The 25,341-nt window shown below is 51.0% G+C and carries 22 protein-coding genes; 12 read left to right on the top strand and 10 right to left on the bottom strand.

Going from position 1 to position 25,341, the window contains the following annotated elements; genetic code table 11:
* Nucleotides 1-456: 456 nt before the first annotated feature.
* Nucleotides 457-2,235 (bottom strand): hypothetical protein, encoded by a 1,779-nt coding sequence (locus HDF15_RS06665; protein ID WP_184253931.1) that lies wholly within the window; start codon nt 2,233-2,235, stop codon nt 457-459.
* Between the two features lie 814 nt (nt 2,236-3,049).
* Here HDF15_RS06665 and HDF15_RS06660 point away from each other — a divergent pair.
* From HDF15_RS06660 to HDF15_RS25775, 5 genes are all read left to right on the top strand, one after another.
* Nucleotides 3,050-4,438 carry an aldehyde dehydrogenase family protein gene (locus HDF15_RS06660; RefSeq protein WP_184253930.1) on the top strand — a complete coding sequence of 463 codons (1,389 nt, stop codon included), beginning with the start codon at nt 3,050-3,052 and terminating at the stop codon, nt 4,436-4,438.
* Between the two features lie 246 nt (nt 4,439-4,684).
* Nucleotides 4,685-6,133 carry a TolC family protein gene (locus HDF15_RS06655; protein WP_184253929.1) on the top strand — a complete coding sequence of 483 codons (1,449 nt, stop codon included), beginning with the start codon at nt 4,685-4,687 and terminating at the stop codon, nt 6,131-6,133.
* Nucleotide 6,134: 1 nt separating this feature from the next.
* Nucleotides 6,135-7,391, top strand: a complete 1,257-nt coding sequence (locus HDF15_RS06650) for an HlyD family secretion protein (RefSeq protein ID WP_184253928.1) — start codon at nt 6,135-6,137, stop codon at nt 7,389-7,391.
* Nucleotides 7,392-7,450: 59 nt separating this feature from the next.
* Entirely contained in the window at nt 7,451-9,055 is a 1,605-nt protein-coding gene (locus HDF15_RS06645) for a DHA2 family efflux MFS transporter permease subunit (RefSeq protein ID WP_184254377.1), read from the top strand.
* 44 nt (nt 9,056-9,099) lie between these two features.
* Entirely contained in the window at nt 9,100-9,222 is a 123-nt protein-coding gene (locus HDF15_RS25775; protein ID WP_260330899.1) for a hypothetical protein, read from the top strand.
* Nucleotides 9,223-9,467: 245 nt separating this feature from the next.
* On the opposite strand, the gene HDF15_RS06640 is transcribed toward HDF15_RS25775, so the two are convergent.
* Both HDF15_RS06640 and HDF15_RS06635 read right to left on the bottom strand, forming a co-directional pair.
* Complete coding sequence (locus HDF15_RS06640; RefSeq protein ID WP_184253926.1) at nt 9,468-10,481, bottom strand: MBL fold metallo-hydrolase; 1,014 nt, start codon at nt 10,479-10,481, stop codon at nt 9,468-9,470.
* An 854-nt stretch (nt 10,482-11,335) separates the two neighbouring features.
* Nucleotides 11,336-12,361 (bottom strand): alcohol dehydrogenase catalytic domain-containing protein, encoded by a 1,026-nt coding sequence (locus tag HDF15_RS06635; RefSeq protein WP_184253924.1) that lies wholly within the window; start codon nt 12,359-12,361, stop codon nt 11,336-11,338.
* Between the two features lie 812 nt (nt 12,362-13,173).
* On the opposite strand from HDF15_RS06635, the gene HDF15_RS06630 reads away from it, so the two are divergent.
* Entirely contained in the window at nt 13,174-13,452 is a 279-nt protein-coding gene (locus HDF15_RS06630) for a hypothetical protein (RefSeq protein ID WP_184253922.1), read from the top strand.
* Between the two features lie 404 nt (nt 13,453-13,856).
* Here the strand turns inward: HDF15_RS06630 and HDF15_RS06625 are convergent, their stop codons facing one another.
* The 4 genes from HDF15_RS06625 to HDF15_RS26410 form a co-directional block, all read right to left on the bottom strand.
* Nucleotides 13,857-14,837: an HPP family protein gene (locus tag HDF15_RS06625; protein WP_184253920.1), complete on the bottom strand. Its 981-nt coding sequence runs from the start codon at nt 14,835-14,837 to the stop codon at nt 13,857-13,859.
* A 112-nt stretch (nt 14,838-14,949) separates the two neighbouring features.
* Nucleotides 14,950-15,129, bottom strand: coding sequence for a hypothetical protein (locus HDF15_RS26415; protein ID WP_221314310.1), 180 nt, complete (start codon nt 15,127-15,129; stop codon nt 14,950-14,952).
* Nucleotides 15,102-15,401, bottom strand: coding sequence for a hypothetical protein (locus HDF15_RS06620; protein ID WP_221314309.1), 300 nt, complete (start codon nt 15,399-15,401; stop codon nt 15,102-15,104). Before HDF15_RS06620 ends, HDF15_RS26415 begins: the two co-directional genes overlap by 28 nt.
* Nucleotides 15,402-15,573: 172 nt before the next feature.
* Nucleotides 15,574-15,822, bottom strand: a complete 249-nt coding sequence (locus tag HDF15_RS26410) for a carbonic anhydrase (RefSeq protein ID WP_221314308.1) — start codon at nt 15,820-15,822, stop codon at nt 15,574-15,576.
* Nucleotides 15,823-16,076: 254 nt separating this feature from the next.
* On the opposite strand from HDF15_RS26410, the gene HDF15_RS26405 reads away from it, so the two are divergent.
* Nucleotides 16,077-16,433 (top strand): LysR substrate-binding domain-containing protein, encoded by a 357-nt coding sequence (locus tag HDF15_RS26405; RefSeq protein WP_184254376.1) that lies wholly within the window; start codon nt 16,077-16,079, stop codon nt 16,431-16,433.
* Nucleotides 16,434-16,490: 57 nt separating this feature from the next.
* Here the strand turns inward: HDF15_RS26405 and HDF15_RS06605 are convergent, their stop codons facing one another.
* Together HDF15_RS06605 and HDF15_RS06600 are read right to left on the bottom strand one after the other, a co-directional pair.
* Nucleotides 16,491-17,438, bottom strand: coding sequence for a GlxA family transcriptional regulator (locus HDF15_RS06605; protein ID WP_184253919.1), 948 nt, complete (start codon nt 17,436-17,438; stop codon nt 16,491-16,493).
* Between the two features lie 219 nt (nt 17,439-17,657).
* Nucleotides 17,658-18,365 carry an alpha/beta hydrolase gene (locus tag HDF15_RS06600; protein WP_184253917.1) on the bottom strand — a complete coding sequence of 236 codons (708 nt, stop codon included), beginning with the start codon at nt 18,363-18,365 and terminating at the stop codon, nt 17,658-17,660.
* 413 nt (nt 18,366-18,778) lie between these two features.
* On the opposite strand from HDF15_RS06600, the gene HDF15_RS06595 reads away from it, so the two are divergent.
* From HDF15_RS06595 to HDF15_RS06585, 3 genes are all read left to right on the top strand, one after another.
* Nucleotides 18,779-19,567 carry an HD domain-containing protein gene (locus HDF15_RS06595; protein WP_260330898.1) on the top strand — a complete coding sequence of 263 codons (789 nt, stop codon included), beginning with the start codon at nt 18,779-18,781 and terminating at the stop codon, nt 19,565-19,567.
* A gap of 145 nt (nt 19,568-19,712) precedes the next feature.
* A complete protein-coding gene (locus HDF15_RS06590) occupies nt 19,713-20,432 on the top strand; it encodes a hypothetical protein (protein ID WP_184253915.1) in 720 nt (239 codons plus the stop codon).
* A 295-nt stretch (nt 20,433-20,727) separates the two neighbouring features.
* Nucleotides 20,728-21,990 carry an aminotransferase class I/II-fold pyridoxal phosphate-dependent enzyme gene (locus HDF15_RS06585; RefSeq protein WP_184253914.1) on the top strand — a complete coding sequence of 421 codons (1,263 nt, stop codon included), beginning with the start codon at nt 20,728-20,730 and terminating at the stop codon, nt 21,988-21,990.
* A 172-nt stretch (nt 21,991-22,162) separates the two neighbouring features.
* Here the strand turns inward: HDF15_RS06585 and HDF15_RS06580 are convergent, their stop codons facing one another.
* Nucleotides 22,163-23,089, bottom strand: coding sequence for a hypothetical protein (locus tag HDF15_RS06580; RefSeq protein ID WP_184253912.1), 927 nt, complete (start codon nt 23,087-23,089; stop codon nt 22,163-22,165).
* A 662-nt stretch (nt 23,090-23,751) separates the two neighbouring features.
* On the opposite strand from HDF15_RS06580, the gene rpiA reads away from it, so the two are divergent.
* Both rpiA and HDF15_RS06570 read left to right on the top strand, forming a co-directional pair.
* Complete coding sequence (rpiA, locus tag HDF15_RS06575; RefSeq protein WP_184253910.1) at nt 23,752-24,447, top strand: ribose-5-phosphate isomerase RpiA; 696 nt, start codon at nt 23,752-23,754, stop codon at nt 24,445-24,447.
* Between the two features lie 179 nt (nt 24,448-24,626).
* A complete protein-coding gene (locus tag HDF15_RS06570; protein WP_260330897.1) occupies nt 24,627-25,250 on the top strand; it encodes a YkgB family protein in 624 nt (207 codons plus the stop codon).
* Nucleotides 25,251-25,341 lie beyond the last annotated feature (91 nt).

Below are 25,341 nucleotides of genomic sequence, written 5' to 3'. Positions count from 1 at the left end.
TTTCTCTGGTAACGCGAAAAGATTATAACGAATGAAGTGAGTCTTCCGCGACCAAATCAAAGTTGCTACCGGGCGAAGGTGGATGCCCACGTAACGAAGACCGCCTCGGCTAAACCCAAGCTCGTGTAGATCAGCGCAGCCGTCCCAGTTTGTCTGATGAAACGTGACCTACTCTTCGTGGTAGAGCGGCTAGCCGCGCTGCTGGACGAGAACAGTCTGAGTATTGTTGCCCGGCAGCACGGCATCAAGAAGGCTAAAGACAGCGACCCCATCGGGAATCTGCTTACCGCATGTCTTCGTCGCGCCGAAGACATACGTGTTGTGCGCACCGAAGGAAGAGCTTTGCGAAGGTTACATCCAAAGGCACGAAGAAGGAGAAAGCCGTCTAGCTTTTGAGAGTTTGTCCTGTGTAAGGGGTTGCCGGTCGGCAGGCCCTTTTTGTTTACCGCCTGTGTCCTAAGGAATGTAATAGCGGAAACTCGTGTAGACGAAGTTATTAGTCGCCTTAGGGGCGCCGCCAACCCCGGACCATCCGTCGCGAGTGAGATAGCTGTAGGCTACCCCATATTGAAGTATGCCCGCAGATCCGTTGTAGATGCGATATACCCAGCCTCCTGAGAATTGGGAGATATCTCGGGTCGCTCCAAGACAAGGACTGGCACCCGGAGCAAAACCGGTACCTGCTGTCGGCACAGCTTCGAGGTTGCAGCCCGTATTGTTGGCATTCGGAGGAGCATAGCCTACAAGAGTTCCATCACTGCTGACATAGAAGGTACGCTGAACATATTCAGAGCCTGCATACCCAAAGATGTCGAGTTTCTTCGTCGGATGATACTCAAGAGAAAAGAGTCCCTGGGCATTGCGCAGCAGAGAGAGTGTGCCATTAGGACGAACGGTAATGTCAGGCAGTAGGGAAACGCCATAATGCCCCGTACCATCTCCAGCAACTACATGCAAGCCCATCTCAACTTTGGGAGCAATCGGGAAGCGGGCGTTAGCAACGAAGCCTCCGCCAACTCGGGTATCATTCTGCGCTCCAGCCGCAGTGGCACCCGGGTAATATCGATCCCGAAAGAAGCGCACTACGCCGCCGATCTCGTAGTGTCCAAAGCGTGGCTCGTAGCTGCCTTTTACCAGGACATCGGGTGCTACCTGATTCGTATAGTTTGCACTGGAATTATTGAGACCGCCCAGCGCACCCGGATTTCCAAAGAAAAAATTGGCTGATGCGTTCGAGGCGCTGAATTGATACTGAGAATTCTCGAGTGCCACTGCAAGTGTAAGCTTCGGAGTGAACGAATCTTGGAGCCTGAAGCCAGCCTGCCTAAGATAGGTATCCCCGACGTGCAGGTTTTGATCGAAGATGAGGGGAGCCCATTCCGACCCGGGATCGATTGTTTTCTTGTCTTCGGTGAGAAGAGTCCACATCTGGCCGCCGGTGAACTTCAGATGGCCAAAAGTCGCCTGCCCCCATGCCTGCCGTACTCTAAGTGTGTAGCTATTGCTTTGGAGATTGTTCGAGGTAATGCCGGCGGACAAGAAGTCTCCCTCGAAGAATCCACTCACTGTTCCGAACGGAGCTTTGCCGCTGAAGAGCGTGGAAAGACGGGTTGCCCGAGCGCTGGGCACCCATTCGCTGGTGTGTGCTTCTCCGGAGTTCATGTAAGGCGTCGTGTTGAAGGAGGTATAGATGTCGTCATTCATTGCTCTTTGACGCCATATGCTTTCACCGGCCAGGAAACCTCCAGGAGTAATCGTAATGCCCTTGTACCGCAACGCGGCTGGTTCATCGATGCTCTTTTGAAGAGCTTTCTGATCCTCTCGAACCTGCTGGATGCTGTCGCTTACGATGACGTCTTTTTCACGAAGATCGGTTGCCGTAGCTTGAAGGCCATCGATCTTGGTTGTGTTCTGCCGAAGTGTGCTGTCAATGTCGTGAATGTTAGTGGAAGCTTTTGCGGTCGTCTGCTGGGCATTCAGTGTCTGGGTCTTCAACGCCTCGATTTGCTCATCCTTCGCGGCAAGTTCAACTTTAAGTTCGTCAATTTGGCTTTGCAGGTCCTCGCGCATCTGCTGGATCTGGACTTCTATGGAGCGAGTGGCTCTTGTTGGGGGCACTCTGCGATGGACCGATGAAAGCTGCCGCTGGGCCGTCGCATTTGATTGTGCTTGAACGATGACGGTGGTGCCCGAGAATAGAACAAAGGCAATGAAAAACTTTAAGATCGAATTCATACAGCACCTCCAGGATCCATAACTCGTGTAGGCATGGTTTGATCAATATTTCGATCCGGACGGGGGACAAACCAGCGGGTGAAAACTCATCGCCCTCGCGCTCGTGCGTTTTCCCCCGGCGTCGTTAATAATGCCTTCCGATTTCTTCAGAGATCAGAGCATGTCGTCCCATTAACTGGCGTACCTTCGAACGTTTCGATTCAGTGCACCTAGCGGCCTCCGTGGCTGTGATGACAAGATTCGCCAACGTTTTCATGGTCCATTCCGCGTCGATCTATACCGCGGGGAACCGGTATGAGCCCGCGTGCTGCCGAATGACTATTAGAGAGGGATGAGCTCACGTTGTTTTTCAACGTGACTTCGCACGTCACTGGCAGCAACACGATGGCGATTGTTGCCTGCCTATCACTTTAGGGTGAGCGGATGTCGATATCTTCCAGAAATGCACTGTCAATCATTCAAAATGCACGATTGGATATGAGATAGGGAGCTTAGTCCGCAATAGCTATAAAAACATTTAGTGTCGCATCCGAAGCCTATCCATAAAACGACGCTTCAAAGCCATGTCGCTCCCACACCTGAAGTACGCATATCACGCCATCGACCTGTCCCCTCCGTACTCTACCGTGCGATAAGAAAAAATGTCGGCGAAATATGAAAGACGTTTACGAATCTATCCTCATAGAATTCCTTCAAATGAAGTTTATCTCTGCAAGCATCGCGTCCCGGCGTGTCTACCTCCGCAAGGAAACATTGTGTTGCAGGCTTTCATCCAGAACTGACATAGAAAGTAACTTGCACGAGGGGAAGGCATATGAACAAGTTTCAGGCTATTTTCGATAAACAGAAGGCTTATTTCGATACAAACGTCACCAAATCCTATGAATGGCGAATCGAGCAATTAGGTCGTCTTGAAAAGATGTTGAGTGAGAACGTGGATGCATTTCGTCAAGCTGTATGTAAGGATTTCAAGACCGCAGTGCCGGAACATGTTTTTGAAGTCGCCGCACCTCTCAACATCATAAAATCCACCAGATCTCACTTGAAATCATGGATGAGGCCGGAATCTGTGGTGATTCCTACGGCTCTCGCGGCATCGGGGCATACCGCTGTAGTGTTGAGGGAGCCCTATGGCGTTTCGCTTATTATTGGACCGTCGAATGGTCCGCTTATTCTTCTCTTTGATCCCGCAATCGGGGCATTATCAGCTGGAAATACGTGCATTCTCAAGCTCGCCGAGGCAAATGTAGCGACTAGTGCTTTGCTGGCGGACCTTGTTCCCAAGTACTTCGAACCAGAAGCAGTGACCACTGTTAGCGGCTCTCGAGAAGAGATTACTGAGCTTCTTAAACTCCCTTATGATTTTATTTTCTTTACAGGTAGCGTCCCTGTGGGGAAAGTGATCATGCGAGCTGCCGCCGAGAACCTGACGCCCGTGATTTTAGAGCTAGGCGGTCAGAATCCAGCCTTCATTGAGCCAACGGCTAATCTAAAGGATGCGGCAAAGAAAGTTGTATGGGGAGCAACGGCTTGGGGTGGGCAATGGTGCACATCACCTGGGTACGCTTATGTTCATGAGTCAGTTCTCCAGGAGTTCCTCGCTGAAGCGAAGAAAGCTGTTGTCGAACTCTACGGCAATGACCCCAAAAGCAACGTGGACTATTCGCGCATCATAAGTAAAAAAGCAGCGGAAAGGCTCACTTCTCTTATAAAGAAATCGACAGTTCTATCAGGAGGGGCGACCGATCCCGAAGCGCACTACGTGGAACCAACTATTCTCTTTCCCGTAACCTGGGATGACGAAATCATGAAGGAAGAGATATTCGGTCCTATCCTTCCTGTTTTGAGCTATAGCGATTTTGATGAGGCCATTCGAGAGGTAAAGAAACGCCCTAAGCCCCTGGCGGCATTTCTCTTCAGTAACGATCAATCGACGAAGGACCGATTCCTCACAGATCTATCCTTTGGTGGTGGAGCGATTAATCAAGTAAATGTCCATCTGTTCATCGACACCATGCCCTTCGGTGGCGTTGGTAATTCGGGAATCGGACACTACTATGGGAAAGCTGGATTCGACGCGTTAACACACGCGAAGTCAATCCTGATATCCCCGCCGGATGTCGCAATCGAACATCTTTTTCCACCCTATACAGCGGAAAAGGTCGAACAGCTCTCTCAGTGGGCTGAATACCCGGAAGAGTAACGCGTTGTCCATGTCCAGTCCTCCGCTTGCAGGCAAGAGTGGGAAGCCGAGGACTGGGGCACATTTATCCAGTGCGGAACGCAATTAGCTCAGCAGTGTCATACGCAAAGTCTGACGGACGGGATTCAATGTTATCGGCTACGGAATCACATCCGAACTCCTTCGAGAGCGCCGATGCGACGTTGAAGGAGGACTACCGTGGAAATCGGAAAGATAGCTTACACAACTCTCCTATATGCGATTTGCATGGGGGCTCTAGGCGGTTATGCTGATGGGCAGGTGTTGACGGATGGTAATCAAGGTTCGATCGCGACGCCGCGCCCCATTAATCCTTCCACAAGTACCACCAATCCAAGTGCTCGCGAGACGCAAAACCAGAACCCATATCTGGGCAGTGTCCCAACTGGGCCTGTGACGAGTGAAACTCTCAGCTTCACACTGCAACAAGCTGTAGGTCGAGGTCTGAAGTACAACCTGGGACTCATTGATAGTATTCAGGCGGACGCCGCGGTGCGAGCCCAGAGGCTTCGGGCCCTGGCCGCTCTCTTGCCTAACATCAATGCGAGGGCGCAACAGGCTTATGAAAACATCTCCTACTCGGAGATAGGACTCAAGCTACCTCCAATCGGGGGATTTACAATTCCACCTACGTCAGGCGCATTTGGCTTCCAGGACGCTCGGATCAGTGCAACTCAGTCCCTCTACAGTCTTGAGCTTCAGGATCGGTATCGCTCTCAGAAAATTTTAGAAAACGCCTCGCTCTTGAACACCAAAGACTCGCGGGATGTAGTCGTCTTCGCTGTTGGGCTGGCCTTTTTCCAGGTGGTAGCAAGCAAAGCCAGACTAGAAACTGCAAAGGCACAGCTTGCGTCTTCCAAGGAACTCGACTCGCAGGTTTCGAATCAGTACCGATCTGAGGTCTCGCCGGAGATCGATGCCATCAGGGCGCAGGTGGAACGCCAGACAGCGGAACAACGGGTGACGAACGCTGCGAATGAGTTCGAAAAGGACAAGCTTACCCTTGGACGCATCATCGGCCTGCCTCTCGAACAGAACTTTACGGTGTTCGGTGGCGAGGAGTATCGGCCATTACCAGATATCGCTGAACTTCGTGAGCAGCAGCAAGCCCTGGGTAATCGAGCGGATCTAGCCAGTGCTCAGCAAACCGTTCGTGCTGCAGAGTTGACCGTAAATGCCGAAAAAGCCCAAAGGATGCCTGCGTTTTCACTCAATGGCAACTACGGCACAGGCGGCACAAACTTCGCTAATGCCAACCAGCTCTATGAGGCATCAGTAGGCGTGTCCGTTCCTATCTTTACCGGTGGAAGAATCAAGGCCGACATAGATCAGGCTGAGGCCGATCTAGACCGGAGGCGCGCAGAGTACCAAGACCTCGAAGGCAGAGTGAAGTACGACATACGTGTGGCCCGTCTCGACCTAGCCTCCTCAGAATCGAGCGTCAACGTAGCCGCGAACAACAAGGCACTTGCCGCGCGCGCACTTGTACAGTCTCAGGACCGCTACAACAACGGAGTGACGAACTATCTCGAGGTGGTTCAGGCCGAAGAGACGCTCGCCGCTGCGAATGACAACTATATCCAGAGCCTCTACTCGTTCAATGTTTCAAAAATTGCATTGGCGCGCGCTCTCGGAAATGCAGACTCCCGGTTGAATGATTTATTCGGAGGAAACTGAAATGGCGCAACAGGCTGAAGTTACTACGTCCGTCTCTCCCGATGCAGCAACTAGCAGTCCTACTAGCGACTCAACGCAACAAGCGAGCCCCAGCACAGGTCGCAACCGCCTTATTGTGATCATTCTTCTCATCGTTGTAGCTGTGGTAGCCAGCCTGTGGTGGCTGCGGGCGCGAAGATTTGAGACAACCGATGATGCGCAGATCGACGGCCACTTCAACTCCATTAGCACAAGGATCAACGGCACCGTGGTCTACGTCAATCCTGATGTTGAAAACGACCATTATGTAAAAGCTGGAACCTTGTTGCTGGAACTCGATCCCCGCGACTATCAGGCGGAGTTAGAACATGCTCAGGCCGCGCTCGAAACGAAGGAGGCTGCGGCACGCTCCGCACAGGTGAATGTGCCGATCACCGACGCGACCGCGTTCAGCCAGTTACGTGGCGCAGAAGCAGCACACAGCGAGGCGTTGGCCAGCGTGAGGACTGAGCAGGCAAATCTCATCGCCGCCGAGCGCAGAGTCGATGCAGATGAAGCCATTGCTTCCCGGGCTGAACGGGATCGCGTCCGTTATCTAGCCCTCGTTGAGAAGCGCGAAGTTTCTCGCTCGTTCTATGACGCGCAAGACACAGAAGCAAAGTCAAGCGCTCAAGCTCTTGATGCTGACCGGGCGATCATCATCGCCGAGAGGGAGAAAATCTCCCAACTCCAGAACCTTGTTGCCGAGCGTCAGGCTCAGGTCGACGTGGCACACACGGCTCCTCAACAGGCTGTCGACGCACGCGACAGGTCCCGATCCGGAATCGGAGAGAGAGACCAGGCGCGAGCCGAAGTCCATACAGTTGAGCTTAATTTGAGTTATACAAGGGTCTATGCACCGGTCAGTGGAGTTATCGGACGAAAGACCGTCGAACTCGGGCATCGAGTACAACCTGGTCAATCTTTGCTGGTTATCGTGCCTGTTGATGACATCTGGGTTACTGCGAATTTCAAAGAAACGCAACTTGGACTGATGAGGCCGGGCCAACCGGTAACTATTCACGTCGATACGTTCGGCAAAGATTACAAAGGCACGGTCGAAGAGATGGCTGGGGCTGCGGGACCGCTCTTTAGCCTTTTTCCTCCGGAGAACGCCAGCGGTAATTACGTAAAAGTGGTCCAACGTTTTCCGGTTCGTATTCATTTAGATAAAGACCAGGATCCTGAACATCTTCTCCGCCCCGGCATGTCTGTTGAGTCGACAGTGAAGGTTCGCTGAACTGAACCTTGCATCTACAGAACGTTCGGATTATCTGGAGGAGAACGAAAGTGGCAATCATGAAGACAACTCCGGAGCAACTCGCAGACAGGAAGTCTGCGATCAATCCTTGGTTTATAGCAATTACCGTCATGCTCGCGGCCTTTATGGAGCTGCTGGATACGTCGATTGCAAATGTCGCGCTTCCCTATATCGGAGGGGGCCTTGGACGAAGCTACGATGAGGTGACTTGGATACTTACGACGTACCTTGTCGCCAATGCTGTCATCCTACCGATGAGCGCATGGTTGAGCCGTGTTTTTGGGCGGAGGAATTACTACCTGGTCTGCGTCGGACTGTTCACTGTGACATCGTTTTTATGTGGCATCTCGCCCTCACTGGGATTCATGCTGGTCTGCCGCATTCTCCAAGGCATCGGAGGCGGCGGTCTTGCGCCGGTGGCACAGGCAATTCTGGTAGATACTTTCCCCCCGTCAAAAAGGGCATCTGCCTTTGCACTCTATACCGTTGTGCTGGTTACCGCGCCCGCAATTGGACCGGTGCTCGGGGGATGGATTACAGACAACTACAATTGGCGCTGGATCTTCTTTATCAATGTACCCATTGGGCTGCTCGCGCTGTTTCTGACGACGAAGCTCATTCAAGATCCGCCAGCCTTTAGCGCGGAACGGGCAGCTTTACGTAAGACTGGCAAGATCGCAATCGATGGAACGGGCATTGCCCTGATCACACTGGCATCCGCAGCGTTGGAGATAACCTTGGATCGCGGTCAGATCGATGACTGGCTCGGAAGCAACTTCATCTGCTGGAGCTTGGGGATTGCGGTACTGGGATGGATTGGAACCATCCTCTGGGAACTCTACGTCGATGAGCCAATTATTGACTTCCGATTGTTGAAGAATCGAAATTTCGCGATTGCATCAGTATTGTTTTTTGTCTTTGGACTTGGACTCTTCGGAACCACGACCCTCGTGCCGCAGCTTCTCCAGGCGCTTTATGGTTACAGGGCGATTGATGCTGGATTAGTGCTCGGACCTGGAGCTCTCGTCATCACGGTTCTCGCACCTATTTCAGCACTCCTGCTTCAAAGACGTATTGTCTCTCCAAGGATGATGATGACCTTCAGTCTGTCGGTCGTCGGAGCCTCATTGTGGCACTTCAGCACCATGAATCTGGACACGAACGGCGGGCACTATCTGATGGGCAGAGTCTTTCAGGGGATCGGCTATGGATTCTTCTTTGTTCCCGTGAATATGATCGCCTACTCCATGTTGCGTCCAGAGCAGAACAATAAAGCTTCCAGTCTCACAAATCTATTTCGTAACTGGGGTGGCAGCTTTGGTATCGCATTTATCACGACGGCAGCTGAGCGACGTCAGGACCTGCATCAGGTGAATGTGGGGTCGGGGCTCGGTTCCAGTTCGCAAAGCCTTCAACAGCATATCCACACAATGACAAACTATCTGGTTAGTAAAGGATTTACAGGACCGGACGCAGCCATCGGAGCGTTTGGCACAATCTATAGGCAGTTGCACGATCAAACGCAGTTTCTGGCCTTTATGGACTGTTTCCGTGTCATTGGCTGGATAACCCTGGCAAGTGTGCCTCTGGCCTTCTTCATTAGGAAGTTTGTACCTTCGGGTGAACCCTCCGCAGGTCATTGAGGAACATCGTATGTTACATAGATGTCTCATCTCTGAGAATGTCCATGAGTGCGCTGGCATCTGCGAGAAGCGGCTCCTCCGATCTGAAAGGTTGGCGCCAAACGCCGCAAGGCAAAACCTTCCTTGATCTCATCAACGTCGAAGACCACAATGTCGTCAAGGTATAAATGCTCGTAAGCATTACCGCAATGAAAGGGATAGCGCGAGCTCAGCCATACATGGAGCTCTCCGACTCTCGATCCTCCCGGGGAAATCAAGCGAATTTACCCCGGGGAGAAATAGTGATTAAAGATAACTTGTCGATTTTCGTTTGCTGACAAGCAAGCTATGAATTGCCTGATCAGACACAATCGATAGCTGTTAATTGTGGCGGTGGTTATTCTGCAGTAAAGTTGTTCTCGCATTTAGTACCTCACAATCCTGCATAGACTAGCCGAACAAAGTGATCGGGGGCAATTACGAAATGTCCCCATTTCGCATCAAACTTGGCTGTCGGCTTCGCGGCGATAATTTCGTCCAGTGACTTGCCTTGCCGCTTTAGGGCGGCTACATTATCACGAATCGTTGTCAGCATGTCGCGGAACTCGATCAACTGCGCTCGTGTACCTACAGGTCCATGGCCAGGAACCACAATCGTTTTATCAGTGGTGCGTTCAACTAACTTGTCGGCCCACTTGATTGCATCATTGATGTTGCCACCATCCTCGTTGTCGATAAATGGATAGTTGCCATTCCAGAAGGTATCTCCGAGAGCCAAGACGTCTGCTTTTTCGAAGTAGATCAACAGGTCACCGTCTGTATGCCCGGGACCATAATATTCTACCTGGATCTTCTCCCCGTCGAAGAAGAAGTTTTTCTTGTCCGCTACCAGAAGCGTTGGGCGCGCTCCGATCGATACGGGGGGAAGCGTCCAATTCCAATCGTCGACATGAGTGGATTGGGACAGGTGTTTGAGGGTGTTCGGGTGTGCAATGATTGTTGCGCCGGATTCGTGCATCCAGCCATCGCCATCGGTATGATCCCAATGCCAGTGAGTGTTTACCACATATTTTAGCGGTGAAGGGCTGATCTTGTTAAGTGCAGCCTTCACCTTAGGCTCGGACACGCTGATTCCAGCGTCGACAAGAAACTTGCCCTGCGGTCCCGATAAGACAATAATGTTGGCGCCAGAACCGAACAGCACGCTAATGTTTCCGCGCAAGGTTTCTGTAACGATATCGCCCTCCGCTCTGCGTAAGTAGAAGGCTCCTGCGCCGGTATGAAAGTAATCATGTGGCGTAGCAGCTGTGGGCGCAGAGACGGTAGTCGGCGGAATCTGAGAAAAGGCAAGCGAGGTCGAAAAGCAGAAAGTGATAACAACATACATCGCTCTTAGAACTGCACGATCGCGACAAATCGTGGCGAGACTTCTAGTTGGTTGTGGCATTTTAGACCTTTCCGTATGGATGAGGCTGGTGTTGATGACCCGAACGCTGATTGTCTACCGAATGTCTATCTGGCATCGAGATATAGGATGTCGTTTCTACTCTGTTCAAACAGAAGCTAAGTTACAACTCTTCCCATTGGAGCGGGTTTGCAAATGAGCATGGCAATTGAGACCTCATCATGAATGAGCGGAAGATCCTGCAAGTGCCGTCCAAAGACCATAAGTCGAGGAAATCCCGCTGGCACGATAATGATCGAGGCGTTGCGAGACCGTTTCTGGCTGGGGCTGTTTGTGCGTGCAAGGTCTTAGTGCCTCGCATGAGCTCAGAAATGCGGAAAGAATCGCAAGTCGAATGGAAGGCTTGCTCTCCGACTGAGAGTTTTGCCGGGGTTCGCGTAGATCAGAAAGCCTGCGCAGTGTGAAATCCTCTCCATTCAACAAAACAACCTTTAAGTCTGGCCGCAGTTCTGCAACCCAGAGAATCGACTCACATTCTGAGGGGTGAGAGTGCGTGTGACCAAGTATCAATAGATCTGTGGAAGCCGCAGCGTGGGAACGCAAAAACGACTCTACAGAATAGAAGACTGCAACAGAGACGCTGGAGTTCCCAGGCCACGTGAATCCTACACGCCGCACCGAAGAGTCCGTGTCTATGATCGAGATCGTTGAGAAATTTGGAAGAGGCAAGTGTGGAGCCGGCGTCGATTCCCATGCTGGAGCTGTCGTTATCGTATTCATTCTCAATTTCTCCTTCAGAGCCTTGCTTACAACTAGAAGATAGATTGATCTGCAGTGCTGCGCCACGACACGGATACGTCAAATTCGGACATCATTAGAATGGGCCAGCTCCATCGCTATGAGTTCATTGTGAGGACGACACGGAATCGCGCTTTGCCAGACATCATGCGCGCATAGGCTTCGGGGGCTCGGTCGAGAGGCATCGTCTCGATCATTGCAGCCACACCAGTAAGTGAACTAAATTTGAGCGTCGTGTCTCCTGTAGCGACATTTCCCGTCAAACTTCCTTCAACGGATCGCGTGCCGAAGATCAACTCGGCGGATGACAGCTCGATTGGATCGGGAGTTACCCCAAGGACGAGGAGACGGCCTCGAGGACGAAGCCCCTTCACGGCCTTTGCCGTTGCTTTACCCCCAGACGCTGTGGCCAATATCAGAGAGGCCCCACCGAGTGCCTGCAGGGCCTGGGCAACGTCCGTGGTTGAACTGTCAATATAGTGATGTGCTCCAAGCTTCTTTACCAGTTCGGTCTTGTCGGAACCTCGTCCGATAGCCACGACTTCAAATCCCATCTGCCGCGCATACTGCAATCCGAGATGCCCCAGTCCACCAATTCCCAACACTGCAACCAGGTCGCCGGCCTTTGCTGGTGAGTCGCGCAATGCACTGAAGGTCGTAAGGCCAGCACAGAGAAGGGGCGCTGCATTCACGGAAGAGAGATCATCTGGGATGGAGATGAGTCCGCTCGCCTTAGCGATCATGACTTCTGCATAACCGCCGTCATGCTGAATTCCGGTGTAATCCTGATTCTTACAATTGACCAGGTCTCCTCCGCGGCAAAATAGGCAATGTCCACAGTTTCCACCCAGGAACCCAACGCCAACTCTCTGGCCAATGGTCCAGCCTTCGACGCCTTCACCCATGGCATCGATCTGGCCTACGACCTCATGGCCGGGGACACGCGGCCATTCAATAGGAAAGACGCCCTCAACCGTTCCCGCGTCAGAGTGGCAGACCCCGCATGCCTCGACTCGGATGCGGACATATCCGGGGAGGGGATCGACGACCGGCTTCATCGTCATCTCTAACTTTCCGGGGCTGACAGCCTGAAAAGCACGGTACATGGATTTCGTCTCTGACATTTAGTCCTCCGTTTTGCTTGTTGTGCTTGAAAATTGGGTAGACGACGCTGAATCCGAGCTCAAACCAAGCTCTAGTGCTTTGAGGCCGATTTTCTTTCCGTCTATCGTCAAATGAAGAGAGCCGACCCGTAACATCTCGATGGTTGATAGAAATTGGGTCTTACGGATGTCGATCAATACGATGAATAGATCGACATCAAGCTAGCGACCAGTATTTTGGTATACGTAGATCTCCTGCTCGGCAGCCGGGTGTCATTCGTTTCGGTGTGGTCGTATACAAGCTATGCTGCCTCGAAGCCGTCCGTCCAACTTGATTGTCCGCCTAATATCGAAATGCAAGTATCCCTATCTAGATTGATAGCAAAGTAAGAGCCGAAAGTCTTTCGCAAATGAATTAGTGTTTGCGAAAATGCACGACTTGTGGAGCTTGTTCGATAGGTAGAGACCGCGAGAACAGATGAACTCATCACGAATGGGAGATTACTATCAAATCTCCATAGGGACAACGGCACGCAGAACGATACAGAAATAAGCTCATCGTCGCCTTGAATCCTAAACAGTCTAGACGCGCGTGGAGAGGTGAGAGCTTGTGAATCATTGTTCTGCCAGAAAAGCTGCCTGTCCACAGGAAGCGTTAAGAAATGGAAATGATCACGCTTTGACTGATTCCCCAGAGAAGAGGATGAATTCAAAGTAGAGAGGCTTCGGGAAAATCACTTGTCTTTTTTTGCTGGATTTGTGTCGTGGCATATCTCGTGTGGCGAGATTATCTTGCAAGTAGAGGGTTATTAGCCCCTAAAGGAGATCCAATCATGAGCACGACGACTTCAGTAACTTTCAATTCAGGTGTCTTAAGCTCTAGGCGGCCTCTTAAGACGATCAAGAATAACAACTCACGGAGCATTCGCGCGGAGGTACGGACGATTGCTGCAGGCATAGCTAAGAGCGTAGCTGATGCGGGTGCGAGCAATTCAGAGGAGTTCTATCAAAATCATGTAACTGGAATCTACATGGCTATCTACGCCGAAGTAGCTCTGGCACCACTCATGGGAGCTCTGGCGATTCATTTGTACAGCCGTTGGATAATGTAACTGAAGTTGTGCGTAAGCCAAACAGGCTCAACGGCGATCACAAAGGGCTACAGAATCCTAAAAAAGATTTCTATAGCTCCAATTTTATTTCGAAGTATAGTAGAGCAGTTGTGTTGACTAGTAGCCTAGGTGGATGCAGCACGCCTATTTCAAATGCCCAGCGCAATGAGTAGCTCCGTTAGTAAATAGTTCGGACTGTTGAATTTAATTATATTATTAGATTAATTTGTTGTGGATTTTGGAAGAGCAAGCAAATCTAACCTGCGTTGATCTTTAAAGTGCTACATGGAAATGGAAAATGTAGTAATCCCGATGGAATTACCACATTTCTGTTTTTTTGCTCACTTATCAACTGGTAACTCTTACATCATATCCATTTGTAATGTGGAGTTTACTCCTCCGCCTTATGCTTTACGATTGAGCTGCGTCAACTGTTGAATCTCTCGCAATTTGCTATAGCCCCAAAAATACAGCATAAGTGCGATTGTTCCGAGCAGCACGGATATCGGGTATCGGTAGTTGGGAGCCTCCATCACAAACGGAAGTATGCCTACTGCCAATGCCGGAGGCATGTGCACTTTGAATATCCGAAGAAGGATGATCGAACAAAGCATCGCTACGACTACACCAACAAAACTGAAATTGAAGATGTGGCAGGCTAGGAGCCCTATTGATGCGGTGAGGAAACTTATCAGCGGGAACAGGACCGGGCGAGCCATCCAACTTGGGACTTCAGGATGGCCCAGAATTTCATAGGCCACTACGATCAAGGGCGGAAATATCAAAAAGAAAAGCCCTGTAATCTGTGCCGTTGTCGCTAAAACCAGCACAAACACCAGCAGAGCGATCCCCCAGAAACGGTCGTGAGGTGGCTCCTCGAGTTCATCGACCACCTTAGAGTTGATTTCCTCTTCTGCAGAGGGGTGTTCGTCTTTAGGGCCATATCGTTTCCAGATCAGAAGGAGTGAGACGAGTGCGCTGAGGCCAATAAAGATACCCAGGGGATAAATCCAGCTGCGTTCGGTGAGAACCATCGGGAGTACACCCGCAGAGATAGCTGGCGCGATTGTAGATTTGAGTAGTTTGATTACGATGAGGCTGACCAGCACGATCAATGTTAAAGCAAGAGAGTTAAAGTGCGTATGGCGTACGACCAGGAGACCGAAGATGGCGGTAATCGTTGGGGTTATGATGAGCAGCCATGGCTGATTCGCCCATTTCCCCCGAGACCGGGTAAAAACATCATGTGATAGCGCAGCAAGTTCAGGAAACAAGAGCAGGGAGAAACCAGTCCTGCGAGCCAGGAAGGCGATGGCTGCCATGTAAAACAGGGTCAACAGTTCACCCCCGAGAAATGCCGTGTGTCTACTGCGCGTGGTTTGCATATTACTCCAGAACGTATGATTCATTCAAATGGCAAGTGTATTCACAAAATTATCCTGCGGCCTAATAATTGGATCAAAGGGCGTGCAGGACATTGATCGGTGGAGGGGAGGGCTATGACCTATAAGGTTTGACTGGCAGAAACTTTCCGTCCAGTGTAATCACTGCGCGTGATCCACCTTCAGGGGCATCGATTTTTGTGATGTCCCTCCTGAAATTGATAGCACTGATGATGCCATCGCCAAACTGCTGGTGAATCAATGCCTTTAAGGTTGTGGCGTAGATCTGGAGCATGTCGTAAAAGTGATAGATGTTGCTACGTGACCGGGGACATTGCCGCGCATCGGAATGCTCTGCAGGAGGGCGACTGCATTGGTATTGAGATCAAGTTTCTTGCCGACCACTTCTGCGGCCCTCTCATGTAATGCGTGCTGGCCGGACAGGGCAGCGGCAACGAACGCGATGCTTGGGCCGGTTCCATCGGTCAGGTCTTTCTTGCTTTTGGCACCGTGGATATCGGAAGTGAGCTCGAGACGTGCGGCTTGGCTGAATTCTGATCTAGGCATGTTATTTCCTTTCAGTTTTACTGTGAAATGAAGTTGTTGGGTTTCGACACCAACGCACGCTTATCTGGGAACTGCGAGAGGGAGACAAATCTGTTGGTCCCTCCATCGAGTGCATCGATAGACCCCTTCTCGATGTCGTAGACCCATCCCTGTAGGGTGAGTCAGCTTTCTTTCAGGGCCAGAGCCACCGCCGGATGGGTTTTGATATTTGCTGCTGAGCGACGACATTATCGTGGATGAGAAAATTGAGCCGATCCTCGGGAAAGGAATAAGTGCGTGCTGCGTTGACGATTCTGGCCGACTCCGTATCGCGAAGCCAATTTGCGACTGCTGACAGGTGGTCGAGGCACTTGGACGTAGAGATCGCTGTCATCGCTCCACAATCGGAATAGCCGCAGATTAGGATATTGGTGACGCTCATTGCGGTTACAGCATATAAAAACCTTTAGCGCGCGTTATCAGGGCATACTACTCAACATCCAGAAGATGATGCAGGACAAGATGGAGCCCGCTTTGATGGAAGACAACTTCGATCTTGGATTGCGTTCTCCAAAGTGCGTTCACCCGAGATTGATTGCCGCCCCCTATTTGTAGAGAAATTAAGTGTAATGGTGGCAGCCTCTCTTTCCAGCATTAAGCAAGGCCTTACCATGACAAAAAGCGAGCTGCAGGGGAATCACTCGCTCTTCTTACAACCGACTTTGTGACGCGGCAATATGTAGATCTGTTTTTCAGGCACAAGGCATTGCCCCTCATATCTCGATCGAGGCGAATACTATCAGTGCAATCGTTGAGATTGTTCGCCGAGGACGGCTGATTACGATACTTCCCGTCCGAATTGCGGACGAGCATGGGGAGCTTCGTCCAATCATGTTGAAGCCTGCGATACCAAATCGGACAGCAGCACTTCTTCGGCGCCGCAGCGCATATGAGAGCGCTGCGGCGCGCATATACGTAAAGTCATTTAATCGAATGGTAGCTCATTACAAATCAGCCCAGACGGGCTTGGATTGCTATAGTGCGGTCAGCTAGGAGTATCTGTTTGAGTTTCTACCCCGCAGAATTAATCATAGCTTGCGAGGTGCTGCATTAGGCCATTGTGCTCTTGAAGCGGTTTGTATACTCGCCGGCCGTGATTCCAAGAACACGCAGGAAGACCCGGCGCATTGAATCTGCTGTACTAAAACCACACTGGTCGGCAACTTCTTTTAATCCCATCGTAGAACTGTCGATTAATTGCCGAGCTGCCTCGACTCTCATTCTGTCGACGAACTGCCCTGGATTCATCTGCGTGTCTTTTAGGCAAACCCGAGTGAAATGCCTCGCGCTCATGCCCATCCTATCGGCAAGATTATCAACCGAAAGGTCGGCTTTCAGATTCTCCAGCATCCATACGTGCAGTTCTCGGAGTGGTTGTGACGTTACCGCCTGTCTGGACAACATATGGCTAAACTGTGCCTGTCCTCCCGGACGTACCAGGAACATCACCAGGAAACGGGCGACGTCCAGAGCTGCCCGGTGCCCATGATCCTCTTCGACTAGTGCGAGAGAGAGATCGATGCCAGCGGTGATGCCGGCTGACGTGTACACGGACCCATCACGTAAGAAGATTGGCTCAGGGCGAACTTTAACCTTAGGAAACTCCTTCGCCAACCGATCGCAGAAATGCCAATGCGTTACGGCTTCCTTGCCATCGAGAAGCCCTGCTGCCGCCAGGAGAAACGCTCCAGTACAAATAGACGCTATTCTGCGAGAGCGTGCACCAGCTTCTGCGATCCAGGAGACGAACTCCTCATCGTAGATACCTGTCTCCGACCCAGGTCCGCCGGCAATCACCAATGTATCAATCGGTCCTTTGATCTCTTTGATCGGAGCAGCGTCAGTGAGTGAAACACCTCTATGAGTGCGTAGAGAGTTTTCCATACCGGGATTACCGATCTGCACCTCATAACCGGGGGCATTACAAAAAACTTCTAACGGGCCAGTCACATCCAAAATCTGGACCGGAGGCTGACCGACAATGACGACTCTTCGCATCCCAGCATTCTACGGGATATCAAAAATCTTGATCACGCTCAATCACGTGCTTGTGGTCCTTCTGGGCTAAATGGCATCCTTCAAGGTCTGCTGCGAATTCCATCGGGCCGCACCGGCGTCTATCAGCGCAGAAGAAGTCTTTGCATAATTTTCGTCGTTTAATAGCACAGGCTTAGGGACCGTTGATTCACGAAGATACACGATAAGCCCTCTTGATGATTAGGCATCGAGATGATTTGCAGCCAGAAGGAGTTGCTGGGCTAGCTCCACAGGTCTCGCGATTTGTGGGCAATGTCCGCAGTCTATCTCTGTAACGCTTGCGTAAGGCAATAGAGATGCCGCGTGCCTCTGCCACTCAGGCCTGACCGTCCGATCTGAAGCACAGACAATGTAATGCCTGCTCCTTAGAGAAAGTTCTGATAGGTAGGGAGTGCTGTAAATCACATCAAGCGGCAGTTCTGATTTTTTCCAGTACAAATCTGCGGTATCCGCGCGGCAATCGTGGAACAGATGGTAATCAAGAAAGTGGCGATGTGTGGTCAGAGGATCTTTCGACCGGATCAGGCTTTGGTACCCGTCTACCCATGTGGGATCGTAAATTTCTTCACCCGAAAGCAATCGATCGAAGAAACTTTGTCCTCTTTGGGGAGGGAAGGCTGCAACATAGATCTCTGACATGGCACCGAGTCTGTCTCCGAGAGCGGGCAGGACCAATCCTGCGATGGAATGACCGATGAGTATGGCTCGCGATGTTGGTCCGACCTTCTGAGCTAAGGCATCTGCTGCTGCATCGAGTCCGGATGCCCATGAGACATTATTCAAGCTCACTACGGCGGTCGTATGTCCGCTGATCTCCAATTGAGTCTGCAAAGTCTGCCATGAAAGTGGCCGAGTTTCGGAGCCTGTCAAAACGGTAAAATGCGCCATATTCCCCCAGAGTATTGTAAGAAACAGTAGATATCCTAGCGGCCTTAACGGGCTGGGGCCATGACACAGATGCAGCGATATCGGACATCCTGATGCTTGAACGATGAGGGCGAATGTATGTCCGAAAGTGTCGTGTCTATGTCGTTGTTGTAGCAAGAGATCGACTCTAAGCTTTGTCTTAGCGATAACCGCTTAGGAGCAAGACAAGGTGTGGACAAGAGTTTCAAAAGGTATCTCGACCGACAAGATAGTCCTCACCAGCAGTCAAGCTATCGTGCGATTTTGAAAGATTGATTCGATAGCGGAAGACTTCCTCTTAGTTTCTTTATAGAGTCAAGCTTCCGAGAGATTGACGATTAATAGACATCATCGCCTGACCACGAACCAACAACCTAGATCGAAGGAGATTGATCATGTCGCTTACACGCCGCGTTTTTCTAAAAAGTGCTCCAATGGCATCCGTTGCAGGAGTCACAGCCGTAGGTCTCGCCCAGGGAGGCTCGCCAACACCTGCTACCTTTCGCAGCCCCAAGGTCGTCATCCCAGTACCAACTCCGGCATCGCAATACCAAAGGGTTCAAGCAGGAGTTCCTGACAGTAAGCTGACCAGAGAGGCTACGGGCCTTTTGCGTGAGTTCAGTACACCCCTTCTCTTCAATCACTCCCATCGCGTCTTCTTTTGGGCCAATGAGCAGGGTCGTAGGGCAGGGCAAAGCTTCGACGTTGAATTGCTGTTTATCTGCGCTGCCTTTCACGATCTCGGACTTTTGAAAAAGTTTAGCAGCGAGGCAGACCGCTTTGAGGTTGATAGCGCCAATGCCGTTCGTCAATTCCTTGAACATCACAAGGTGCCGAATGAGCGAATCCAGACTGCATGGGACGCAATCGCCTTGCATACAACGCCTGGCATCGCTGCTTACAAACCTGTTGAGGTCGAGCTACTCTACAACGGTGTAGGCCTTGACGTCTTAGGCATCGGGTATCAGGAGTTTCCGGAGGACATTCGTAAAAAGGTGGTTGCCGAATATCCTCGTGTCGATTTCAAGCAGAGCATCGCCAAGGCATTTCTCGGTGGATTTGAACATAAGACACAAACCACTGAAGCGACCTGCAACGAGGACATCTGCTCACATTTCATTCGTAACTACAATCGCAGCAACTTTTACGATCAGATCCAGAATTCTCCTTTCCAGAATTCCTAGAAGGTTGTTTTTATAGGTGAAGGTATACGGTGATCTGCGTAGATTGCCGTACACCTTCTCCGGTGATGTTTACAACGAGATCACTACGGGTGTTGTGTTTATCACATTCGAGGGTTTCGAATACTCAAGCTGAAAGGGAAGCGAAATGAATGAGTTAGCTGAATTAGCAATGAATGCGCACGGAGGCATAAAGCGTTGGCGCGAGTTTAAGCAAATGAGTGCTCATCAATTGGTTGGAGGGGTACTCTGGTCAATGAAAGGCCAGGACGGTGTAATCAACGACTCGCATGTTACCGTGGACCTCCATCGCGAGTGGGCATCCCATACGCCTTTTACAGGGAGTAGCCGTCGCTCAGTGCTTGAGCCCCTCCGTGTCGCAATTGAGTCCTCAACCGGTGACATTCTCAAGGAACGGCTCAATCCGCGTAAATCATTTGAAGGGCACACTCTGGAAACTCCTTGGGATGATCTCCAGCTTGCGTACTTCGCCGGCTATGCAATGTGGACATATCTGACAACGCCATTTCTCTTTGCTCTTCCAGGTGTGGAGTCGGAGGAACTCGAGCCCTGGCAGGAGAATGGGACGACTTGGCGCCGCTTGAAGGTCCTCTTCCCCGATACGATCGAAACCCATAGCAAGCAGCAAATCTTCTACTTTGACCAGTCCGGTCTTCTGCAACGCCACGATTACGATGTTGATATTGCTGGCAGCAGCCCTGCGGCTCACTATACCTATGAGCACAAAGTGGTGGAGGGGATCGTTATCCCAGTAAAGCACCGAGTGTTTATTCGGAGACCTGATAACACACCTCTCTCGGAGCCTCTTGTAGTGTCGGTCGATCTGGACGATATCAAGTTCAGTTAGACCGATTGCCCTATGAACCGATGTAATTGGGACTCTGGTAGCACTGTAGTTCGAGTCGACCTGGCCATACCCATATAGCTGTACGGCTGCGGTCCCTAGGATTTTTGCTACAGGAATCTCCTAGATGTTATCTTGCAACCGCAAAGTGGAACCATGTGAATGGTTCCACTTTTGCTTGGTTGATGCAGCCTCTTGTGTTGCTCTGGCCGGTTCTCGTCGTGGCTCGTTGACTGAGGACGAAGCTGGATTTCTAATTGGCTCTAGCGTGATTTTGTCTGAAGGAAATTAGTCTGCGATGAAATCTCAGGAGGCGATCGGCATGTCTTTGAAGCAGCTTCAAGCGGAATACCTTGCACTTCAGCAGCGAGGTATTACCTTAGATCTCACGCGCGGGAAGCCATCCCCACAGCAACTCGATCTCAGTAACGAGCTCTTGAACCTTCCTGGTGTGCCGAATTTTATGGCCGAGAATGCCGTAGATACTCGTAATTATGGCGGGTTGCAAGGTTTGAGTGAGGTGCGCCATCTGTTCTCCAGCATGCTGGAAGCTCCGCCTGAACAGATTGTCATCGCGAACAATGCCAGCCTTGCCTTAATGCATGACATCGTGGCATTCGCGCTTCTCAAGGGTACCTGCGATAGTCCCGAGCCCTGGTCTAAACAGAGCGATATCGCTTTTATCTGCCCTGTTCCCGGCTATGATCGGCACTTTAAGATCTGTGAGGATTACGGTATTCGCATGATTTCTGTCGGGCTGCAGGAAGATGGGCCCAATATGGATGAGGTGGAAGAACTCGCAGCCGCGGATCCATCGATTAAAGGAATGTGGTGCGTTCCCAAATACAGCAATCCAACGGGCGCGATCTATTCCGACGCGGTAGTGGAACGACTTGCCGCGATGAAAACTGCAGCCGGCGACTTTCGTATTTTCTGGGACAACGCCTATGCAGTGCATCACCTTACCTCGGAACAGGTCTCGATAGCCAACCTCCTGGAGCGAAGTGCCGTGTATGGACACGCGAATAGAGTTTTCGTCTTTGCTTCCACCTCCAAAATCACCTTCGCGGGTGCAGGCCTTACCGCCATGGCCGCATCGCAACCAAACGTGCAGTGGTTGTTGAGCCGTTTGACGCCACGGACGATTGGACCCGATAAGGTCAATCAGCTTCGCCATGTTCGCTTCTTGAAAGATAAAGAAGGCATTGCTGCGCTGATGGAGAAGCATCGGGAGCTGCTGGCACCGAAGTTTGAAGCAGTTCTGGAGATCTTTGCCGCTGAGTTGTCACAGCTTTCGGGGATCACCTGGACTAAGCCTAAGGGTGGTTATTTCATCAGTCTGGATGTACCTGCAGGATGTGCGAAGCGTGTGGTCGCATTGGCCAGGGACGCTGGTATCGTTTTAACTCCTGCAGGTGCGACGCACCCTTACGGAAATGATCCTGAAGATCGTACGATTCGTATTGCGCCTTCGTTCCCTAAATTGGATGAAGTTCGGCAGGCTGCGAAAGCTGTTGCACTGTGTGTTCGATTCGCAGCGGCAGAAAAGCATGAAGCATAAGGTTGCTTAATGATCAATCGAGCGTTTGTTGTGCTTTGGGACTCTACTTGCTAGGCGATAACCAGTCTAGCGTGACCGAGCTGCATATGGGTAAGGTCGATGTCGCAGACGGCAAACTATTGTAATCATGGCAGATGGCCGCATGGAGCAATCTAAACTGTTTTAGATTGCTTCATGCGCAGGTTAAAAACGGTAGAAAGAGTACTGGCGCAAGAAGAACAAAGTCTGCTGCCGCGCGTAGTGTCGTCGCAGAGATGATTCGGCGATTACGGTGTAATTGAAATAGAAGGAACAGTGAAGCTGAACAGGCCAGTGAGATTGGCCTGGGTATTAGTACGCCCAGAAAGGCAAGCATGACTCCACTGGCCATGACAGCGGTGGCGATCTGACTCAGATAGCGAAGTGCGAAACGAGTGACGAAATGTACTGGGCGATAAAGATTGGAGCCACTGGACTCGTGTTCCCAGAAGTAAATGAAGAGGCAATTGAGGCTGCAAAGAGCAGCAAAAAGTAGAGCAGCTGGAGCCAGACCAACCTGGAGTTCCGGTCTGGTCGCCACTGCGGGAATGAACACGGCCGCGGCAAAAATGAACCCTACAACCAACTCTTTAGGGAGGCGATAGGCATAGTCGATGATATGGACGAGACTGAAATAGCCGGTAAGAAAAACGCCCAGTATGAGATAGAGATGCATAGCCCTATCAAGCACGTGAGGAAGAATCAGTGCAAGTGGTACCGCTGTAGCAATGATTGCGATGGAGAAGGCGCTCCGATGGCGATCGTGGAAGCGGTGGCGTGCTTCGAGATCGTCTACGACTGATGGCTTACTGCCAGACCGGCGAGCATCGAGGAGCCGGTCGGAAGCATAGAGCACCCACACAGCAAGAAACATCGCAAGCGGTGCAAACGCAGATATATGCGTGTGAATAGCCGTAGGAATGAACCAGGTCCAAAGGGCAGCAACGGTAGGCGCATCGAGGGAAAGCAAATGCCAGAGGTGGAAAAACCGAATGAGTGTTGAGTTCTCGCTCATCTCATCTCGGTTCAATCTCCCCGCCACACCTTGTCCAACCGACATCGTATTGTTGATGGTCTTCATCGATAAGCGTCTCGACTTCATCCCCTGTGAAGCTCATGTTAGGCGCTGCTTCGTCTCAACACCATGACGCGGACAAGGCAATTTATGACATGAATCTCATCTCTCGTCGCACATGTGGTTGATCTGTGTCACGGGCGAGAGCCCTGGAGTGCAGGGCCCCTGTGCTCAATTCTCTGGACGTAGTACATCGAAGTTTTAGTCGAAGTAGCTATGGCTGCCTATCTCGCGCTTTCAATTCTTGATTCCAGTTCGAGTGTAGAGATTGTCCTCCAATCAGTCTTCCTTGATTGAGAAGTCGTTTACAGAAGTGCACGGCATAATCGACGTCTGCCTTTAGTGTTCATTCCCGATGTCAGATCGGTGAATTGCCGATTGATGGCAAGCTCCCCATTAGCCCGGGTAATCGTTCAATCCGAAGATGTCAGATTCTGCTGTATTTGTGTCGTGGCGTTGTATCAGGGAGGCGCGTAATCTCCGAATTGTCAAGGGAAGCAGGGATGCAATAGCTTGTAGCACTTAGCAAGAAGTAGATGGAAGCAGGGGCGCGACGCATATCTTTCAACGGAACAGCAAGCAACCAGCCTGTGTGGGAGGAGTGTGCTCCAACTCCTCTTTGAAGTGTGAGTGGAACCAGAGATAGGGATTCCGAGATAGGTGGATAGATGGAAAACGTCAGAGAAGCAAGATCACGAATCAAAATGAAGGCAGCAGAGCATGCGGTTGAGCTTGTCAAATCCGGCATGACAGTCGGGTTTGGTTCCGGCTCTACAGTCTCGATGTGGGTGCGGTTGCTTGGTGAGCGCGTGCGGGATCATAGTCTGCAGATCGTAGCGGTTGCAAGCTCACGAGAGATTGAGCGTCTGGGCAGAAGCTACGGTATCCCCTTCATGGACATTGATAAATGTGATCGGATCGATGTGACCGTTGATGGAGCTGATGAAATTGCACCAGGGTTGGCATTAATAAAAGGAAAGGGCGGTGAGCTTTTGAGAGAGAAGATGCTTGCGAGTTCTTCAAAGATCTTTGTCGTTATCGCTGATTCTTCCAAAGTAGTCAGCAAACTCGGAGGTGTGCCTATACCTGTTGAGGTCATTCCTATGGCAGTGTCCCTGGTAAGTTGCGCTCTCGAAGAGTTGGGGTTTGCTGTCAAGCCACGCGAATGCCCTGACGGTAGCAGCTACCTCACCGATCAACGAAATTACGTGCTTGATTGCACAGGCGTAGCAATTGATGACCCATACCAAATGATGACTGAAATCAATGCGATTGTGGGTGTGGTCGAACATGGAATTTTTCTGGATATGGTGAACTTCGCCATCATTGCCGATGAAGATGGGGTGGTGGAGCGACGAGTCTAGTCGCCTTCCGGATGCCTGGTAGCCGTGCATTTTCACAACATGCAATTCAATGCGGAAAGACTCATTAGCCTTTCGATAGTTAGACTTGCAGCAGGAAGTATTAGGTTTATGAGAAGTCTATTCGCCCGAGAAGTACGTGTCCCTAGCAGCCTATTTGTACGGAGAGATGAGGAATAAAAATGCCCAACATATCTGCAACTGAGGAAAATATGCACGATCAAGATGGTGGAATTAGAACGTTGTACATCAAAGCGGCAAAGCTGGATCGATTTGGAATGGGCCTATTACGTTTAGGCCTTATTGTGGTTCTGCTATGGATCGGGGGGTTGAAGTTCTTTGCTTATGAGGCTGATGGCATCGTGCCGTTGGTGGCAAATAGCCCGGTATTAAGCTTCTTCTACCATCATCCCGCACCGGAGTATAAACATTATATGAATAAGGAAGGGGAGATGAATGCGGCTCATCGAGAGTGGCATACGTCGAATGGAACGTATACCTTCTCTCGTGAATTGGGCATTTTAATTGTGTTTATCGGTCTCCTGATTGCTCTGCACCCCTTTCGTCCTCAGATTGCAGCAGTCGGAAGTCTCTTGTTGATCTTCATGGCTTGTACGACCCTTTCGTTTCTTGTCACGACGCCCGAAGCCTGGGTCCCAGCGTTAGGCGACTCTGTACACGGTTTTCCTTACTTGTCGGGAGTTGGGAGGCTGGTCATCAAAGACGTGATTATGCTTGGAGCGGCGGTCGTTACATTAGCAGACTCGGCGAGGGCCTACCTTTATCGAAGCTCTTTGAAGAAGTAGCCTCTCTTGCATACGGAAGCCTTCTTTCTACAGGGAGAGGGTATGAAGGCAGAACAGTACCTTCATGCGGCAGGTTATCTAACCTTCGCCC

The organism is Granulicella mallensis, from assembly GCF_014203225.1.
GTDB classification, from domain to species: Bacteria; Acidobacteriota; Terriglobia; order Terriglobales; family Acidobacteriaceae; genus Granulicella; species Granulicella mallensis_A.
Note: the sequence above shows the minus strand (reverse complement) of the source record. Positions and strands in the feature narration are given on the sequence as shown.